This is a genomic window from Salirhabdus euzebyi (assembly GCF_014207435.1).
Lineage (GTDB): Bacteria > Bacillota > Bacilli > Bacillales > Alkalibacillaceae > Salirhabdus > Salirhabdus euzebyi.
Window position 1 is genome coordinate 18,194 of record NZ_JACHGH010000010.1, and the last position, 18,013, is coordinate 36,206.

The window sequence follows — 18,013 nt, forward strand, 5'->3', positions numbered from 1 at the left end:
AACTACTAAATTATTTTTCTGTGTTATAATCACTTTTGAACTTATTGGCTTTAAATCATTGGAGGTGCAATCATGGAAGAAACAATATCGTTAAAAGAGATATTCCAAACGATTAAAAAACGACTGCTATTAATCTTGTCTTTAATGTTTGGAGCTACAGCAATTGCTGCTATATTAAGTTATTTTTATTTAACTCCTATTTATCAGTCCTCATCGCAGTTTATCGTAAACCAACAAAGTCAAGATCCGAATGTCACCTACAATGTCAATGATATTCGTACGAACGTTGAATTAATTAACACATACAACGTTATCATTAAAAGCTCAGCTATTCTTGGACAAGTTATTGAAGAACTAGACTTAGATATGACCGTAAGTCAGCTTGACTCACAAATTCAAGTAAGCAGTGCACAAAACTCTCAGGTTGTGAACGTAGTTGTTCAGGATTCAAATCCACAACAAGCAACTGATATTGCAAACACTGTTGTAAGAGTATTTCAAAATGAAATTCCAATCTTAATGAATTTAAATAAGAATGTAAATAACGTACACATTTTAACAGAAGCAGAAACACCTACAAATCCGTCACCAGTAAAGCCGAATCCTAAACTTAACATGGCAATTGCATTTGTTTTAGGGGCAATGGTTGGAGTTGGACTTGCCTTTTTACTAGAGTTCTTGGATAACACGATTAAGAGTGAACAAGATGTGGAGAAACATTTAGGTCTTCCTGTACTTGGTGTCGTAACTAGAATGTCAGACGACGATTTCAAAACAACAGCAGGTGCGAATGTAAGAATTAACAGAAAGAGGGGTGGATCAATTGGTGCGTAAAAGTAAAAAGGTGAAACAAGCGCTTCGTCAATTAATTACGCAAATTAATCCGAAGTCTCCTATTTCTGAGCAATATCGTTCGATCCGCACGAACTTGCAATTTGCTTCTGTAGACAATGACTTACATACGTTAGTTATTACGTCTTCAGGCCCAAGTGAAGGGAAATCGATGACAGCTGCCAATGTTGCTGTTGCATTTGCTCAACAAGGTCAAAAGGTCTTACTAGTTGATGCTGATTTACGTAAACCAACCGTACACTATACGTTCCGTGTAGAAAACAAAAAGGGGCTTAGCAACTTTTTAATAGGTGAGTTAAGTTTAGTAGATATTGTACTAGAATCAGGTGTACCTAACCTTGGGGTTGTTACGTGTGGACCAATTCCACCTAACCCATCCGAAATTCTAGGCTCCAATCGAATGAACCAGTTCATTGAGCTAGCAAAGCAACATTTTGACTTAGTTATTTTCGATACACCGCCAGTACTAGCTGTAACCGATCCAGCTATTGTGGCGAAGCGCTGTGATGGTGTATTAATGGTAGTTCGTAGTAAGCAGACGGAATACGAAGCTGCAAAGAAATCAAAAGAGCAACTGCAGCAAGTAGGAGCTAATATTTTAGGTGTTGTATTAAATGATAGAGAGCTAAAAGATAGCAATTATTACTATTACTATGGAAGAAATTAAATGTTTAGGACTTAGTGCCTAGGCATTTTCCTTTTCTTCAAGCATATTACTTCAAAAAAATTGGTATCTATTTACAGTTTATTTTTCTATAAAAATATCTTTTTAACGGAAGTATTGGTTTGACAACAAGCAGGCTTCTCCTTTATTATTGTAAAGGAAGACAAGATGTTCCACGATTCTACTAAATTAGTAAAAAATTGTAAGCTAATCGACAGTATACACCCCTTTTCAAAACACTGTAATGTGCTAAAATTAAACACATTGAATAGGAAAAAAGTCGTGATTAATCGTTTTGGGGGTGGGGAAGTTATGATAGATATTCATTGTCACATTTTACCCAGTATGGATGATGGAGCAGCATCTATAAGAGAAAGTATCACAATGGCACAGGCTGCTGCAGAAGAGGGGATTCGTACAATAATCGCAACCCCGCATCATTTAGATGGGAAATATAACAACACGAGAACTGATATTGAAAAAGCTGTATATCAATTGAACGAAACACTCAAGGAATCCAATATACCAATTACCATTTTACCTGGACATGAGACGAGAATTAACGGAGACTTGGTAGATCGCATACAAAAAGAAGAGATTCTGCCATTAAATAAGACAAGCAAGTATGTTTTCGTAGAACTGCCATCCAGTCACGTACCACATTACACAAGTCAGTTACTATTCGATATTCAAGTAGCAGGATACACACCAGTAATCGTACATCCTGAGAGAAACTCTGTTCTCACACAAAATCCTGATTTACTATATCGTTTTGTTCGAAACGGGGCATTAACACAGGTAACTGCTGGAAGTGTGTGTGGGAAGTTCGGGAAAAAGATACAAAAATTCACACAAGATATGATCGAAGCAAATTTAACACATTTTGTTGCCTCTGATGCTCATAATACAACAACTCGAGGGTTTTACTTAAAAGAAGCTTATGAACAGATAAAGAAGGATTTTGGTAACGGAATGGTTTTTTATTTCATGGAAAATACAGAAAGCTTAATAGAAAACGAAGCGGTTGTTGGGGATCAGCCGCATCGGATTAAAAAGAAAAAGATATTAGGGTTATTTTAATATAAAATACATCAATAGAGAGAAAATAAAGAAAGCGTCTACATCTAAAAAAATATATAGAATCCTAACTTAAATATATTCTGAATCGAAAAGAGAATATTTGTGTGTAAAAAGTTAGGAGACTATATGCAATGATCGAGGATACCCAATGGGTTATAGTGTTTTTTACGCACTTAATTCATTGGGTATCCTCTTTTTTACCACTCTTTTTTACAAATAGTTCCATTGTAGTTGTATGATAAATATTTTATATTAAAACTAATTAGTTGAAATTTTCAGGTAATATCTCCTTACCTTTATCAATGGGGGTACTCGGCTATTCTGTGGGTAAAGGATTCTTTACCTTAGCGCTCGTCCGCAGTGGAATGGTGTGAGGGTGGGTTAAATGCCCAGCTTTTTATTTTTTCCATATTCTGCAAAATTTGTTGAAAAAAATTGATTTAATTGTAGATAGTCCATGAAAGACCATGAATGCGTGCTTTTTCATGGACTATTTAATAGAAGGATATATAGGGAGGATTAATACAAATGAAAAAGGTAAGAAAAGCTATTATACCAGCTGCTGGATTGGGTACTCGATTTCTACCAGCAACAAAAGCAATGCCGAAAGAAATGCTACCAATAGTAGATAAACCTACTATTCAATACATAGTAGAAGAAGCAATAGAATCTGGAATTGAAGACATTATTATCGTAACGGGAAAAGGAAAACGTGCGATAAAGGATCACTTCGATAACAACTTCGAGTTAGAAGATAACTTAATGAAAAAAGGGAAATTTGATTTGCTAGAAAAAGCAAAGCAGCCTGCGCAAGTAGACATTCATTATATCCGACAAAAAGAGCCATTAGGACTTGGTCATGCAGTATGGTGTGCGCGCAAGTTTATCGGCGATGAACCTTTTGCTGTATTACTAGGTGACGATATTGTACAAGCAGATACACCAGGTCTTCGTCAATTAATTAGCCAATATGAACAAACAGGTAGCTCTGTAGTAGGTGTACAGACTGTACCGGATAACGAAACCCATCGTTACGGAATTGTAGACCCTAGCACACAAGAAGGTCGACGCTATATGGTGAGCAACTTCGTAGAAAAGCCAGAACAAGGAACGGCTCCATCGAATCTAGCTATTATGGGACGTTACGTCTTAACACCAGAAATCTTTACTTTCTTAGATGAACAAGAAAAAGGTGCTGGTGGAGAAGTACAATTAACGGACGCCATTCAAAAGTTGAACGATCTCCAAAAAGTATATGCGTATGATTTTGAAGGGAAACGATATGATGTTGGGGAGAAGCTCGGCTTTGTAAGAACGACAGTAGAGCTTGCTTTACAAAATGAAGAAATCGGCAAAGAAGTTCGCGAAATGTTGAAAGAATTATTATTATCCGAAGTGAAAAACTGACCGACATAGAGAATGATTCGGTCGTGGAAGGATGTGAATGAGATGACATATCGTACCCGGCTAACGCTACTTATGTTATTAGATTCTATTATTGTGAGTACGGCCATTTTTGTTGCGTATTGGGTTGTTCGCCCCTATGCGGTTTTTGTGGATGTGGATGCTATTGTCTTAAGTGCAGTTGCTCTACTAGCCTTTCATCATTTATTTGCCATATATTACAAGCTATACAATAAAGTATGGGCATATGCGAGTGTAGGCGAACTAGTAGCAATCGTAAAGGCTGTTAGTTTATCCGTTTTCTCTGCAGGAATTATTCAATTTTTATTCAATAATTTTACGGTTTCTAGAAGAGCTCTAGTTGTAACGTGGATGCTACATATCATATTAATTGGTGGATCACGCTTTTTATGGAGGATTTATCGTGACCGTTACATTGCTCAAAATGATCAACAAAAACGAACATTAATTGTAGGTGCTGGGGCAGCAGGTGCAATGATTGCAAGACAATTAAAAAATGAAAAGCAAAACACAGATCTATACCCAGTTGCTTTCGTAGACGATGACCATACAAAACATAACATGCACTTGTATGAGCTTCCGGTTGTAGGTGCGGTTAAGGATATCTCGCATGTAGTAGAAAACATGCAAATTGAACATATCGTTATTGCTATTCCATCTTTAAGAAATGGAAAACTACAGGAAGTAGTCTCCATTTGTACGGGCACGAATGCAAAAGTGCAAATGATTCCGAAAATAGAGGATTTAATAACTGGGAAGGTTTCGGTAAGTCAGTTAAAAAATGTAGAAGTAGAAGATTTGCTTGGTCGAGAGCCAGTAGAGTTAGATATAGAGTCTATTTCTGAAAAATTAACGGGCAAGACGATACTTGTTACAGGGGCCGGGGGTTCTATAGGTTCAGAAATATGTCGGCAAGTAGCGAAGTTTAATCCTAAGAAGATCTTACTTCTCGGTCACGGTGAAAATTCTATCTATTTAATTGATATGGAATTAAGAGGGAGGTATACAGAAACATTTGAAATCATTCCTATTATTGCGGATGTTCAAGATAGAGAGAGAATATTTGAGATAATGGATACGTACAAGCCAGATGTTGTCTACCATGCTGCAGCTCATAAGCATGTTCCGTTAATGGAGTATAATCCGAAAGAAGCGGTGAAGAACAATGTTATTGGGACGAAGAATGTAGCAGAAGCAGCTGACACGTATAAGGTTGGTACATTTGTGCTTGTCTCATCTGATAAAGCCGTGAACCCAACGAATGTGATGGGATCAACGAAACGAATTGCGGAAATGGTTATTCAGAAGCTTGCCAAACAAAGTGAGACGAAGTTCGTTGCGGTACGGTTTGGGAATGTACTAGGAAGTCGTGGAAGTGTCATTCCACTTTTCAAAAAGCAGATCCAAGCGGGAGGTCCTGTAACAGTGACTCATCCTGACATTACACGATATTTCATGACCATCCCTGAGGCTTCAAGGCTAGTTATGCAGGCTGGATCTTTAGCAAGAGGTGGGGAAATCTTTGTTTTGGATATGGGTGAACCTATTAAAATAGTAGATTTGGCACAAAATTTAATTAAACTTTCTGGCTATTCAGTTGAAGAAATCGGAATTAAATATACTGGAATACGCCCTGGAGAAAAGATGTATGAGGAATTACTTGGGGATAATGAAGTACATCCGAAGCCTGTTTTTCCGAAGATATTTATTGGGAAGGCATTAGATGGTGAGTTTGATCAGGTGGAGTATCTGTTGGAGAATTATACTGGGTTTGATGAGGTTTATTTGAAAGATTATGTAATTGGTTTGGCGAATAATAGGGAAATTGATCGGTATAGTTTGGTAGAATAGAATTATCTGAAAAATGGAAGGAGTATAGGAATATGCTTCTTCCTAAAAACTCTGGGGTATTCGAAATGAAAAATAAAGAAGCGGGATTAACCTTAATAGAAATTATGGCTGTTATTGTTATTATAGGCATCTTAGCAGCCATTTCCATTCCTTTAGTCTCTAATATAATTGAAAAATCAAAGGAAGAAGTCTGCCAAACAAATATAATAATACTCGAAAGAAGTTACGAGTCGTATTTGGTCCTTAAAAGTGTTGAGCACACAGAGGTTGTTTTTGAACAATTTATGCGCAGCTATGATGGAGAATTGTGTGAGAATGATTGTGCTGTTAGTTATGGTGAAGGAAAAGTGCATTGTAGTACGGAAGTTGATGATGAGGAAGATGACGGTGGTGGAAGTGTGCCGTATTTATAAGTGGTTTGTTAGGGATTAAATGATGAAGTGGAAGTCAGAATGGTTAATAGATAACCACAACATATTGTGTTGGAATCAGTAGGAAATAGAGTAATTATACAATATATGGAATTTATCTATATAACATAGTACCATTTTGTTAGTATATAAAGATAAAATTGCTAAAATCGGTGATTTTGTTTTTGAAAAACGTTGATTTGACGGGCTTTTCGGTAACTTAAAATATGGAAAATATTGAATGGAGTTAAGGAACTGACTATCATGCTTAGATTGAACGTTAGAAACCTTGCGGGATAAGGGATTGAGGCGTTATTAGTTAGAATTATAGATTGATTGAATGGTATATATAATAGGAAGAAACTCGGTTTTGGGTGATAAATGCAAGAATATCTAATTCGTATTTGGTTGGTAGATTGAATAGATATTACGAGGTGGCTATCGGATATAGATAACATTTTAGTGGTTTAGTAGTTGGTTGGAGTGATAGTTTTGAAGATTCCAATTAAGTCCTAGTCTACTAAAAAATTAACTAAACAATGGAAGGAAGTCTAGAAGATGGAGTTGACAAAAGTAAACGAAAGAATATTCCTCTCTTCACCACATATGAGTGATGAAGGTTATGAAATGCAATATATTAAGGAAGCTTTTGATACAAACTGGATATCTCCACTTGGAGAAAATGTAAATGGATTTGAAAAAGAACTAGCAGAAAAGGTTGGTTCTAAAGCAGCTGCAGCACTTTCTTCTGGAACAGCTGCTATTCATTTAGCATTAAGAGCAGCTGGTGTTGGAGAAGGAGATATTGTTTTCTGTCCTACACTAACTTTCTCGGCAACTGCTAATCCAATCATATATCAAAGTGCAACTCCTGTTTTTATAGATAGTAATTATGAAACATGGAATATGTGCCCTAAAGCATTGGAAGAAGCTTTTGAGAAGTATCCAGAAGTAAAGGCAGTTATTGTTGTTCATCTTTATGGCCTTTCGGCAGATATGGATAAAATTATGGAGGTTTGTAGGAAACATAATGTTGCTGTTATTGAAGATGCAGCTGAGTCACTAGGTGGTTACTACAAGGGTCAACACACTGGCACGTTTGGTGATTATGGTATCTTCTCGTTTAATGGAAACAAAATTATTACTACCTCTGGTGGTGGGATGTTAGTTTCAAATAATGAAGAGAAAGTGGCTAAAGTTAGATTCTGGGCTACTCAATCTAGAGATCAAGCAAGGCATTATCAACATAGCGAACTAGGTTTTAATTACCGAATGAGTAATGTTGTTGCTGGGATTGGTCGCGGACAACTTAAGGTGTTAGAGCAAAGAGTAGAAAAGAAGAAATATATATTCGAATTTTACAAACGAGAACTCGGTGTTCATGACGGTGTTGAGTTCATGCCTGTAAATGATTGGGATGAACCAAACTATTGGTTGAGTTCAATGACACTAAGTGGCCAGGTTAGACCGATTGATGTTATGGAGGCTCTTGAAAAAGAGAATATTGAATCAAGGCCAATTTGGAAACCAATGCATTTGCAACCTTTCTTTGAGAAGTATGATTTTGTTGGGACGGACGTTTCAGAGAAATTATTTGGGAATGGTATGTGTTTACCTTCTGATACTAAGATGACTAATGAGGATTTGGAAAGGGTTGTTAAGATTATAAAAAGGTTGTGGTTGAAGTAATGAAAGAGTCTAAAGGTGGCATCTATAAAAAGTTCTTTAAAAGACCAATGGACTTCATACTTTCTTTAATTGCAATTATAGTGCTAAGTCCGGTTTTGTTAATAATAGCTATTCTTGTCAGAGTTAAGTTAGGTGGTCCAGTTTTGTTTAAACAACAAAGGCCAGGGTTTAATGAGAAGATTTTTATGATGTATAAATTTCGTACAATGACAGACGAAAGGGATGAGAATGGAGAGTTACTTCCTGACAGTGTGAGATTGACGAAGTTCGGAAGGTTCTTACGTTCTACATCGCTTGACGAACTCCCGGAACTTTTTAATATTCTTAAGGGAGATATGTCAATTATAGGTCCAAGGCCTTTATTGGTAAAGTACCTCCCTCTTTATAATGAGCATCAAAAGAGGCGTCATGAAGTAAGGCCAGGTCTTTCTGGTTTGGCTCAGGTAAGTGGTAGGAATGCTATTAGCTGGGAAGATAAGTTTAATCTAGATGTGAATTACGTTGATAATGTTAGTTTTATGAATGATTGGAAAATCATTTTTTCTACTATTAAAAAGGTTTTTGTCAGGGAAGGAATTAACTCAGAGACTGCAGCAACAATGGAACCCTTTAAAGGAGATTTATATAAATGAAATCATCTCACAATTTGAAGGTAGTGATATAAAGATTATAAATAATAATTTAAAAAGAGATCAAAGAAAAAGAACTTTTTATAAATGGAGAGTACAAAAAATGAATGTCTTAATTTTGTCACAGGCAATTGATAGAAAATATTTAAGGATTATATGTGATTCATTACCCAAGAAAAGTAAAATAACTCTCATAACAGGTAGTGAAATAAATGAAATTCATAATGTGGAGATAATTAAATCTCCAATGCATAATCCTAAGAGTATTGTTAGTAGGATACAAAGTTGGTTAAGCTTTAATATGTTTTTGAATAAATGGATAAAAAGGGGTGGAAATAATAAATTTGACTTAATATTTGCTACTTCAAACCCTCCAATTAATTCTTATATCGGTTACAAGATCAAAAAGAGGTTTTCAATACCTTTTATATATATGAATTGGGATATATATCCACAAATAATAGAGGAAAATTTTGAGGCGAAAATTGTTAAGGTAATTTGTAAGCTATGGCATCTTGTGAATAATAGAATTTACAAAAAAATTGATCGCATGATTACAATTGGAGATGTAATGGCTAAAAGTATAAATAAGCATCTTAAAAGTCCAATTGATATATCTGTTATCCCCATCCCTGCTAATACAAAACAATTAATGCCTGTTGAAAAGAATAAAAACTTATTTATTAAAGAACAGCAACTTATTGATAAATTTGTAGTTCTCTATTCAGGGAAAATGGGATATGGACATAATATTCCGCTAATATTAGAAGCAGCAGAAAAATTAAAGGAAATCAGTGATATTCAATTTGTGTTTATAGGGAATGGTCCAGGCTATAAAATAGTTCAGGATCACATGAAAAATGTTGATTCTCAAAATATAAAATTATACGGGTTACAACCATTGGATATTTTCCCATATTCAATGGCTAGCGGAGATATTGGAATAGTATCACAAGAAAATAAGCTAGCTCATCTGTTTATGCCAAGTAAAACATATGACATGATGAGTTGTGGACTCCCTATAGTAGGTATATGTAGTGGGAATGATGACTTAAGTAATTTAATTATTGAACATGGTGTTGGAGAGTATGTTTCGTCTAATGATCCAAACGATTTGGCACGTACAATTAGAAAGCTGTATGAAGATAAAGAGTTACTTGAAAATTATAAGAAAAATGCAAGGGAAGTAGCAGTTGAAGAGTATAGTTTTGAAAAAATAAAAGAAAAGTACGGTGTGCTTTTCGAAGGTATAGGTAAAGGAGAAAAATAACATGAAAAAAGCATTGATTACTGGTATAACTGGACAAGATGGATCCTTCTTGGCGGAGTTCTTAATAGAAAAAGGCTATGAAGTACATGGCGTAATTAGAAGGAGCTCATCTTTTAATACTGAAAGAATAGAACATTTATATATAGATGAACTTTTAAAAGATATGAAGATTAAAAGAAAGGTTCAATTACATTATGGTGACATGACGGATTCTACTAATTTAATAAGGCTAATTCGAGAGATACAGCCAGATGAAATTTATAATTTAGCTGCTATGTCTCATGTTAAAGTATCATTTGAAGTACCCGAATATACTGCTGATACAGATGGAATTGGTACTTTAAGATTACTTGAAGCAGTAAGGTTTTTAGGTTATGAAGATAGAACCAAAATTTATCAAGCATCTACTTCTGAATTGTATGGAAAAGTAGTAGAAGTGCCCCAAAGTGAAACTACACCTTTTTACCCAAGGAGTCCTTATGGTGTAGCAAAACTTTATGGTTTTTGGATTACAAAAAATTATCGTGAAGCTTATAATATGTTTGCTGTTAATGGAATTTTATTTAACCATGAGTCAGAAAGACGTGGTGAGACCTTTGTGACAAGGAAAATAACACTTGCTGCTGCAAGGATTCAAAAAGGTACACAGGAAAAGCTATACCTCGGTAACTTAGATGCAAGGCGTGACTGGGGTTATGCAAAAGATTACGTTGAATGCATGTGGCTTATGCTACAACATGATAGACCAGAAGATTTTGTTATTGCAACAGGTGAAATGCATACAGTAAGAGAATTTACAACCTTAGCATTTAAAGAAGCTGGAATTGAAATAGAATGGCAAGGCAAAGGTATCGAGGAAAAAGGTATTGATAAAGAAACTGGAAAAATTTTAGTTGAAGTTGACCCTAAATATTTTAGGCCGACAGAAGTAGAGCAATTATTAGGTGATCCTACAAAAGCAAAGACACAATTAGGATGGAATCCAACAAGAACTAGCTTTGAAGAGTTAGTGAAAATTATGGTCCGAAGTGACATGAAGCTTGTTGAGCGTGAAGAGAGAATTAGAAGAGAATTCGATTAGGGGCGTGTTTTTATGAATAAGGATGCTAAGATTTATGTTGCTGGTCATAGAGGAATGGTTGGCTCAGCAATTGTACGAACCCTTGAAGAGAATGGGTTTACAAATATCATTAAAAGGACATCAGAAGAGTTAAATCTTATTCGCCAAGAAGAAGTTGAAAGTTTCTTTAAGAAACAAAAACCAGACTACGTATTTTTAGCAGCCGCTAAAGTTGGTGGCATACATGCTAATAACACCTATCCTGCAGAGTTTCTTTATAATAACTTGATGATAGAGTCAAATGTGATTCATAGCGCTTATAAGTACAATGTGAAAAAATTATTGTTTTTAGGGTCGTCTTGTATTTATCCCAAAATGGCACCTCAGCCAATAAAAGAAGAGTATTTACTTACAGGATCGTTAGAACCTACAAATGAGGCTTATGCAATTGCAAAGATTAGTGGGATAGAGCTATGCAGGTTTTATAGAAAGCAATATGGTTGTGATTTTATTTCAGCTATGCCTACAAATCTTTATGGAATTAATGATAACTTTGACTTAGAGACTTCTCATGTTTTACCTGCACTTATAAGAAAATTTCACGAGGCGAAAATTAACAATCAAAAAGAAGTAGTTATATGGGGGACAGGAAAACCAAGGCGTGAATTCTTATATGTTGATGATTTAGCGGATGCTTGTCTTCACATAATGAAAGACTATAGTGACGAAATGCATGTGAATATTGGAACTGGTGAAGATATAGAAATTGGAGAACTAGCCGAAATGATTAAAAATATTGTAGGATTCAAAGGGGATATTGTAAACGACTTAACAAAACCTGATGGCACCCCAAGGAAATTGTTAGATGTTAGTTTATTACAAAGTACCGGGTGGGTATTTAATACAAAGCTAAATGCAGGAATAGAAAAGGTTTACCAATGGTATCTTGAACAAAAAAATAATTAGGTTTATTCTTGTTGAAAAAAACTGTTGGAACCATAATGAAAATTACAGAGAACAGATGTTGATTTTATCGTAATGAAAGAATTACCGATAGAAAGGGTTAAACATTTTTCTAAAAATATAGGAGGAGTATTTTATGAAATCAGTGTTAGTTACTGGGGCGGATGGTTTTATCGGAAGCCATTTAACAGAGAGGTTAGTAGAGGAAGGATATAAGGTCAAAGCCTTTGCATATTATAATTCGTTCAATACTTGGGGTTGGTTAGACACTCTACCAAAAGAAACATTAAAAGAAATTGAAGTGTTTACAGGGGATATAAGGGACCCTAATGGTGTAAAAGAATCTATGAAGGGGATGGATGAGGTATACCATTTAGCAGCGCTTATTGCTATACCGTTTAGCTATCACTCTCCAGATACTTATGTAGATACTAATATTAAAGGGACTTTAAATGTGTTACAAGCTGCGAGAGATTTGGGCACTGCTAGATTGTTGATAACCTCTACATCAGAAGTTTATGGAACAGCTCAGTATGTACCTATTGATGAAAATCACCCATATCAAGGACAGTCTCCTTATTCTGCTACTAAGATTGGTGCAGATCGTTTAGCTGAGTCTTTTTATAAAAGTTTTAATATGCCCATCTCAATAGTAAGACCATTTAATACTTATGGTCCACGTCAATCAGCAAGGGCTGTAATTCCAACAATTATCACTCAGCTACTTGCAGGAAAAGAAGAGATTGAACTTGGATCACTAACTCCAACAAGGGATTTTAACTTTGTGAAAGATACTGCTAATGGCTTTATCGAGATAGCAAAGTCTGAAAATACAATTGGCGAAGAAATTAATATCGCTACACAACAAGAGATATCAATAGGTCAACTCGCAGAAGAACTGATTAGACAAATTAATCCAAACGCAAGGATAGTTTGTGATGAACAAAGGTTAAGACCTGAAAATAGTGAAGTTAACAGATTACTTGGGTCTAATGAAAAAATAAAAAAATTAACAAATTGGAAACCTGAATATTCTTTTGAACATGGGTTATCTGAAACGATTGATTTTTTTAAACATAATTTAGATAAATATAAAGTAGATATTTATAACATTTAGGAGGGGGAACTAATGAATCAAAAATTTATTCCTCTTTCTGTACCAAATTTAAAGGGAAGAGAATTAGAATATGTAACTCATGCTATTGAAACAGAGTGGGTATCTACTGGTGGTGGTTATATAGATAAGTTTGAAGAAAGGATAGCAGAATACCTTAATGTTGAACAAGCTGTAGCTTGTCAAAGTGGTACTGCAGGACTACATTTAGCCTTAAGATTGAGTGGAGTAGGCTATGGAGACGAAGTAATTGTTCCTACATTGACATTTATTGCAGCTGTTAATCCAGTAAGATACTGTGGTGCGGATCCTGTTTTTATGGATTGTGATGACACATTGAATTTGGATTTAGATAAATTAACTGACTTTTTTGAGCGGGAATGTGAGATAAAGAATAATAAACTAATTAATCTTTCAACAGGAAAAGTGATAAAAGCAATAGTTGTAGTTCATATTTTTGGTAATTTGATAAACATGGTCCAGGTTATTAAATTAGCAAAAAAGTATGGTTTAAAAGTAATAGAGGATGCAACTGAGGCGTTAGGAAGCTTTTACACTGAAGGAGAATATAAAAATAGTTATGCTGGGACTATTGGAGATTTTGGTGTTTTTTCATTTAATGGAAATAAGATCATTACTACCGGTGGAGGTGGTATGTTAGTTGGTACTGATAGGGAGTTAGTTACCAAAGGAAGATACTTATCGACTCAAGCTAAGGATGATGGATTGTTTTATATACATGATGAAGTAGGCTATAACTATAGAATGACAAATGTACAAGCTGCAATTGGATTGGCTCAACTTGAACAACTTGAAAAGTTCATTTCAATCAAGGAAAAAAATTACTTTCATTATAAAGAAAAAATAAAGAATATAGATGGAATAGAAGTAATCGAATTTAATAGAGGTACGAGACCTAATTACTGGTTTTATTCATTCGTTATTGATTCTAAAAGATTTGGATTAGGAAGAGATGAAATAATGCTATACCTACAAGAAAAAGGGGTACAAACTCGTCCGATATGGGGCTTGATTCACAAACAAAAGCCTTATATTAACAATCAATCTTATCAAATTCAGAAAGCAAACCATTATTTGCATTCCATAATAAATTTGCCATGTAGTACTAATCTAAGCGAAGAGGATATAAGTACTGTGACAGACATATTAGCTTCTTTACATGCAAGGAGTGATCAAAATGTTTGATGTAAAACAAATTACAATTAATGAAAATATGTCAGTAATTGAAGCAATAAAAAAAATGGATGTAACTTCAAAGAAGATATTAATTGTAGCGAATGAAGAAAACAAGTTAATGGGAGTAATTACTGACGGAGATGTTAGAAGATGGATACTTAAAAATGGGAACTTAAGAAATGAAGTATCTTATATTATGAATACAAGTCCGATAGTAGTTAATGTAGGGGATGAAGAAAGTGCACTAGACATAATGAAGGATAAATTTATTGATGCCATACCTGTTGTTGACCGACAGAATAATGTAGTTAATGTTGTTTTTTGGAATAAAGAAGTTAATGGTGCATTTAAAATGTATGGGGATATAGATATTCCTGTAGTAATCATGGCAGGTGGTAAGGGTACGAGATTATATCCTTATACTAAGGTTCTACCAAAACCTCTATTTCCGATAGGTGATACACCAATTGTGGAAAGAATTATAAATCGATTTGTTGATTTTGGCGCTAAGAATTTTTATATGACCATTAATTATAAGAAGAATATGATAAGATCTTATTTCGCTGATATTGAAAAAGAGTACGACATCGAATTTATAGAAGAAGAAAAACCACTTGGAACTGGTGGTAGTCTTTCTTTATTAAGGGGAGAACTAATTACACCATTCTTTATCAGTAACTGTGACATTTTAATTGATGCTAATTATTCTGATATTTACAATTTCCATCAAAAGAATGAAAATAAAATCACTATGATTACTTCCCTAAAAAATTTCAAAATCCCGTATGGGATTGTTGACTTAGATGACTCTGGAATTATCAAGGAAACTCAGGAAAAGCCAGAATATACTCATTTGATAAATACAGGCATGTATATAGTAGAACCAGATTTACTAGATTATATACCAGAAAATCAATTTTTCCATATTACAGAACTTATTGATTTATGTATTGCTAAAGGTTACAAAGTTGGGACTTATCCGGTAAGTGAAGATTCTTGGTTAGACATGGGGCAGTTTGATGAAATGGATAACATGATCAAGAAATTAGGTGTAAAGTAATTAGAGAAAGTTGATAATGAATTAGAAGTGGAAATAAATCTTTAATATATCTATTTTTTACTATAATTTATAATTTCTGTGCAGGGTGGTTTATGAAGATGAATGTTGCTTTTGGAACAGTTATTTATGAGGAGGGTTTTGATTATTCTTTAGAATATATTAAATCTCTAAATCAGCAGACCTACAATGATTTTGATCTTCTTCTTCTTAACGATAACTTGTCTAAAAATAAATTAGATTTTATAACTGATAATTTAAAAGTAACGCCAAAGATTTATCAAGGTACAAATGGATTGAAGCCACATGAACTAAGAGTAGAGCTAATACAAATAGCTAAAAGTAAAAATTATGACATAATCATTTTTGGTGATTTTGATGATGTGTTTTCAGAGGATAGAATAGCATCGATAATGATGGAATTTAACGAAGATTTTGGCTTTTTTTATAATGATCTTTATAGTTTAGAGTTTAATAATAAGTTTTTTTCTGAGTTACCAGATATTACACAAAATATCGATAGTATTCTAGAATCAAATTATGTTGGCCTATCTAACTCAGCGCTAAATTTAAACCTAGTTAACCAAAAAATAATATGTGATTTAAACCAGTGTTCAAATACCATTTTTGATTGGTACCTTTATTCTTTGTTGTTGCTTTTGGGTCTAAAGGGGAAAAAAATAAAAAATGGAAAGACTTTCTATAGATTACACTCATTAAATGTAGCTGGAAAAAGCGAAAATACTCTTCAAGATTTAATGAAAGAAATAGAAGTAAAGGTTCGCCATTATCATTCTTTGAGCAATAAAAGCATTATTTTTAATGAAAAACTTAATAATTATCAAAGGTTAAAACATTCTATTGAAAGTTTTGAGATAAATATTATGGACTATGTAGATTATGATAACGATTATTGGTGGGGAAAATTAAATCTAGAAAAAATTGGAGTGGAGTAATATTATGATTAAATTTAACGGGAAAGAAATTAAAAACTTTTCAGAGCCATATATAATTGCAGAAATTGGTGCAAATCATAATGGAGATATAGGATTAGCTAAGAAGATGATAGATATTGCAAAAGAAAAAGGGGTTGATGCTGTTAAGTTTCAATCTTGGTCAAAAAGCTCAATAAATAGTAAAAAAGTTTATCAAGATAATTATTTTTTAGCAGACGATTATAGAAATCGTTCTGATCATACTTTGGAATCAATTATTGAAGCCTATAGCATTGGCAAGGAAGAGCAGAAAGAACTAAAAGAGTATTGTGATAAGGTTGGCGTAACTTTTTCTTCAACTCCTTTTTCAAATGCTGAAGTTGATTTCTTAGTAGATGAGCTAGATGTTGAATTTATAAAGGTAGCTTCAATGGATTTGAATAATCTTCCTTTTCTAGATTATATGGCACGAAAAGGGAAACCAATAATACTTTCGACTGGATTAAGCACTATTGCAGAGGTAGATGAAGCTGTAAGAACAATTATTTCTGCAGGGAATGACAAAATAGTGATATTACATTGCGTGTCTATATATCCGCCTAAGAATGAAGAGGTAAACTTAAATAATATTGACATGTTGAGAAATCTATATAATCTTCCAACTGGATATTCAGACCACACCATTGGAGTTACAGCACCAATTCTTTCCATAGCCAAAGGAACATGTTTGATAGAAAAGCATTTTACACTTGATAAAAATATGGAGGGTTGGGATCATAAAGTTTCCGCAGATCCTAATGAACTAGAGATAATGGTACGGGAATGCAAAAATGCATATAAAATGCTGGGGAGCTATTACAAGTATGTAAATGAGTCTCAAGAACGTAAAGATGCATTTCGAAGAAGTATTGTAACAACGAGAGATATAAAAGAAGGAGAGATTATCACAGAGGAAGATCTTGAGTTTAAAAGACCAGGAACAGGTATTGAGCCGAAATATAAAGACTTTATTATTGGTAAAAGAGCAAAAAGAAATATTCAATTTGATGAAATCATTAAGATAAGTGATTTCTAATTAATGTAGGGGGGAAAACTTTGATAGCAATTATTCCTGCTAGAGGAGGATCTAAGGGGCTACCACGTAAAAATATAAAACCACTTAATGGTAAACCTTTAATATATTATACAATAAAGGCAGCTAAAGAATCTAAATATATAGATAGAATTATTTTATCTACAGATGATCAAGAAATTGCTGATATAGGGGAAATGTACGGTGCCGAAGTACCATTTTTAAGGCCGCCCCATTTAGCAACTGATGCCGCAAAAGCTAGAGATGTTTATCTATTTACTCTAGAAATGTTAAATAAAGATTCAGAAATTCATAATGAAGACTTTATGGTACTTCAGCCAACATCTCCGTTAAGAAGGGCTATAGACATTGATAATGCGGCAGAAATTTTTTATCAAAATAATGCTGATTCTGTCATCTCTGTTGTTGAAGCCGAACATCCGCCTGATTGGTATAAAAAGATTAATCAGCATGGTCTTTTGATAGACTTCTTTTTAAGTAATAATAATAAATTAAATAGGCAGGAATATGAAAGGTCATATATTCCTAATGGGGCTATTTTTATTATGAAATATAATGTTCTCAAAGAACATACTACCTATTATACAGATCGAACCTATCCCTATGTTATGGGAAGAGAATTTTCAGTTGATATTGATAATAGGATGGATTTTATGTTAGCTGAGATACTATTAAAATCTAATAATTAGCTATTTGCCTTCGTATTGAGAGGAGAACATAGATA

Annotated in this window: 17 protein-coding genes; all 17 read left to right on the top strand. The window is 34.0% G+C overall.

All coding sequences use genetic code 11. The annotated features are described in order from the left end of the window. Positions 1 to 72 precede the first annotated feature (72 nt). The 17 genes from HNQ94_RS14820 (at position 73) to HNQ94_RS14900 (ending at position 17,978) form a co-directional block, all read left to right on the top strand. Complete coding sequence (locus HNQ94_RS14820) at positions 73 to 834, top strand: YveK family protein (protein ID WP_174496921.1); 762 nt, start codon at positions 73 to 75, stop codon at positions 832 to 834. Beyond that, complete coding sequence (locus tag HNQ94_RS14825) at positions 824 to 1,519, top strand: CpsD/CapB family tyrosine-protein kinase (RefSeq protein ID WP_174496922.1); 696 nt, start codon at positions 824 to 826, stop codon at positions 1,517 to 1,519. Before HNQ94_RS14820 ends, HNQ94_RS14825 begins: the two co-directional genes overlap by 11 nt. A 309-nt stretch (positions 1,520 to 1,828) precedes the next feature. Continuing rightward, positions 1,829 to 2,596, top strand: a complete 768-nt coding sequence (locus tag HNQ94_RS14830) for a tyrosine-protein phosphatase (RefSeq protein ID WP_174496923.1) — start codon at positions 1,829 to 1,831, stop codon at positions 2,594 to 2,596. A gap of 528 nt (positions 2,597 to 3,124) precedes the next feature. Continuing rightward, positions 3,125 to 4,003 carry a UTP--glucose-1-phosphate uridylyltransferase GalU gene (gene galU, locus HNQ94_RS14835; RefSeq protein ID WP_174496924.1) on the top strand — a complete coding sequence of 293 codons (879 nt, stop codon included), beginning with the start codon at positions 3,125 to 3,127 and terminating at the stop codon, positions 4,001 to 4,003. Between the two features lie 42 nt (positions 4,004 to 4,045). Then, positions 4,046 to 5,872 carry a polysaccharide biosynthesis protein gene (locus tag HNQ94_RS14840; RefSeq protein ID WP_174496925.1) on the top strand — a complete coding sequence of 609 codons (1,827 nt, stop codon included), beginning with the start codon at positions 4,046 to 4,048 and terminating at the stop codon, positions 5,870 to 5,872. A gap of 32 nt (positions 5,873 to 5,904) precedes the next feature. Continuing rightward, positions 5,905 to 6,285: a type II secretion system protein gene (locus HNQ94_RS14845; protein WP_246200032.1), complete on the top strand. Its 381-nt coding sequence runs from the start codon at positions 5,905 to 5,907 to the stop codon at positions 6,283 to 6,285. A 555-nt stretch (positions 6,286 to 6,840) separates the two neighbouring features. After that, positions 6,841 to 7,971: a DegT/DnrJ/EryC1/StrS family aminotransferase gene (locus HNQ94_RS14850; protein WP_174496926.1), complete on the top strand. Its 1,131-nt coding sequence runs from the start codon at positions 6,841 to 6,843 to the stop codon at positions 7,969 to 7,971. Continuing rightward, the gene (locus tag HNQ94_RS14855) at positions 7,971 to 8,603 is read left to right on the top strand and encodes a sugar transferase (protein WP_221452588.1); all 633 of its coding nucleotides are present in this window, start codon (positions 7,971 to 7,973) and stop codon (positions 8,601 to 8,603) included. Before HNQ94_RS14850 ends, HNQ94_RS14855 begins: the two co-directional genes overlap by 1 nt. Before the next feature lie 100 nt (positions 8,604 to 8,703). Further along, positions 8,704 to 9,870, top strand: coding sequence for a glycosyltransferase family 4 protein (locus HNQ94_RS14860; RefSeq protein ID WP_174496927.1), 1,167 nt, complete (start codon positions 8,704 to 8,706; stop codon positions 9,868 to 9,870). A gap of 1 nt (position 9,871) precedes the next feature. Then, on the top strand, positions 9,872 to 10,951 hold the full coding sequence (gene gmd / locus HNQ94_RS14865; protein ID WP_174496928.1) for a GDP-mannose 4,6-dehydratase: 1,080 nt from the start codon (positions 9,872 to 9,874) through the stop codon (positions 10,949 to 10,951). 12 nt (positions 10,952 to 10,963) lie between these two features. Next, positions 10,964 to 11,896, top strand: coding sequence for a GDP-L-fucose synthase (gene fcl, locus HNQ94_RS14870; RefSeq protein ID WP_174496929.1), 933 nt, complete (start codon positions 10,964 to 10,966; stop codon positions 11,894 to 11,896). A 133-nt stretch (positions 11,897 to 12,029) separates the two neighbouring features. Further along, complete coding sequence (locus HNQ94_RS14875; RefSeq protein ID WP_174496930.1) at positions 12,030 to 13,010, top strand: NAD-dependent 4,6-dehydratase LegB; 981 nt, start codon at positions 12,030 to 12,032, stop codon at positions 13,008 to 13,010. Between the two features lie 12 nt (positions 13,011 to 13,022). Continuing rightward, the gene (locus HNQ94_RS14880; RefSeq protein WP_174496931.1) at positions 13,023 to 14,213 is read left to right on the top strand and encodes a LegC family aminotransferase; all 1,191 of its coding nucleotides are present in this window, start codon (positions 13,023 to 13,025) and stop codon (positions 14,211 to 14,213) included. Further along, a complete protein-coding gene (locus HNQ94_RS14885; protein ID WP_174496932.1) occupies positions 14,206 to 15,264 on the top strand; it encodes a nucleotidyltransferase family protein in 1,059 nt (352 codons plus the stop codon). Before HNQ94_RS14880 ends, HNQ94_RS14885 begins: the two co-directional genes overlap by 8 nt. Before the next feature lie 98 nt (positions 15,265 to 15,362). Next, the gene (locus tag HNQ94_RS14890) at positions 15,363 to 16,217 is read left to right on the top strand and encodes a glycosyltransferase (protein WP_174496933.1); all 855 of its coding nucleotides are present in this window, start codon (positions 15,363 to 15,365) and stop codon (positions 16,215 to 16,217) included. Positions 16,218 to 16,221: 4 nt separating this feature from the next. Continuing rightward, positions 16,222 to 17,271, top strand: a complete 1,050-nt coding sequence (locus HNQ94_RS14895; RefSeq protein WP_174496934.1) for an N-acetylneuraminate synthase family protein — start codon at positions 16,222 to 16,224, stop codon at positions 17,269 to 17,271. A 20-nt stretch (positions 17,272 to 17,291) separates the two neighbouring features. Further along, the gene (locus tag HNQ94_RS14900; RefSeq protein WP_174496935.1) at positions 17,292 to 17,978 is read left to right on the top strand and encodes an acylneuraminate cytidylyltransferase family protein; all 687 of its coding nucleotides are present in this window, start codon (positions 17,292 to 17,294) and stop codon (positions 17,976 to 17,978) included. Positions 17,979 to 18,013: the final 35 nt, after the last annotated feature.

Bases quoted from the DNA above. Each gene is read 5' to 3' on its own strand.
- HNQ94_RS14855 (WP_221452588.1), top strand. From the start codon at position 7,971: ATGAAAGAGTCTAAAGGTGGCATCTATAAAAAGTTCTTTAAAAGACCA.
- HNQ94_RS14860 (WP_174496927.1), top strand. From the start codon at position 8,704: ATGAATGTCTTAATTTTGTCACAGGCAATTGATAGAAAATATTTAAGG.
- fcl (WP_174496929.1), top strand. From the start codon at position 10,964: ATGAATAAGGATGCTAAGATTTATGTTGCTGGTCATAGAGGAATGGTT.
- HNQ94_RS14890 (WP_174496933.1), top strand. From the start codon at position 15,363: ATGAATGTTGCTTTTGGAACAGTTATTTATGAGGAGGGTTTTGATTAT.
- HNQ94_RS14850 (WP_174496926.1), top strand. From the start codon at position 6,841: ATGGAGTTGACAAAAGTAAACGAAAGAATATTCCTCTCTTCACCACAT.
- galU (WP_174496924.1), top strand. From the start codon at position 3,125: ATGAAAAAGGTAAGAAAAGCTATTATACCAGCTGCTGGATTGGGTACT.
- HNQ94_RS14840 (WP_174496925.1), top strand. From the start codon at position 4,046: ATGACATATCGTACCCGGCTAACGCTACTTATGTTATTAGATTCTATT.
- HNQ94_RS14830 (WP_174496923.1), top strand. From the start codon at position 1,829: ATGATAGATATTCATTGTCACATTTTACCCAGTATGGATGATGGAGCA.
- HNQ94_RS14845 (WP_246200032.1), top strand. From the start codon at position 5,905: ATGCTTCTTCCTAAAAACTCTGGGGTATTCGAAATGAAAAATAAAGAA.
- HNQ94_RS14875 (WP_174496930.1), top strand. From the start codon at position 12,030: ATGAAATCAGTGTTAGTTACTGGGGCGGATGGTTTTATCGGAAGCCAT.
- gmd (WP_174496928.1), top strand. From the start codon at position 9,872: ATGAAAAAAGCATTGATTACTGGTATAACTGGACAAGATGGATCCTTC.
- HNQ94_RS14885 (WP_174496932.1), top strand. From the start codon at position 14,206: ATGTTTGATGTAAAACAAATTACAATTAATGAAAATATGTCAGTAATT.
- HNQ94_RS14880 (WP_174496931.1), top strand. From the start codon at position 13,023: ATGAATCAAAAATTTATTCCTCTTTCTGTACCAAATTTAAAGGGAAGA.
- HNQ94_RS14895 (WP_174496934.1), top strand. From the start codon at position 16,222: ATGATTAAATTTAACGGGAAAGAAATTAAAAACTTTTCAGAGCCATAT.
- HNQ94_RS14820 (WP_174496921.1), top strand. From the start codon at position 73: ATGGAAGAAACAATATCGTTAAAAGAGATATTCCAAACGATTAAAAAA.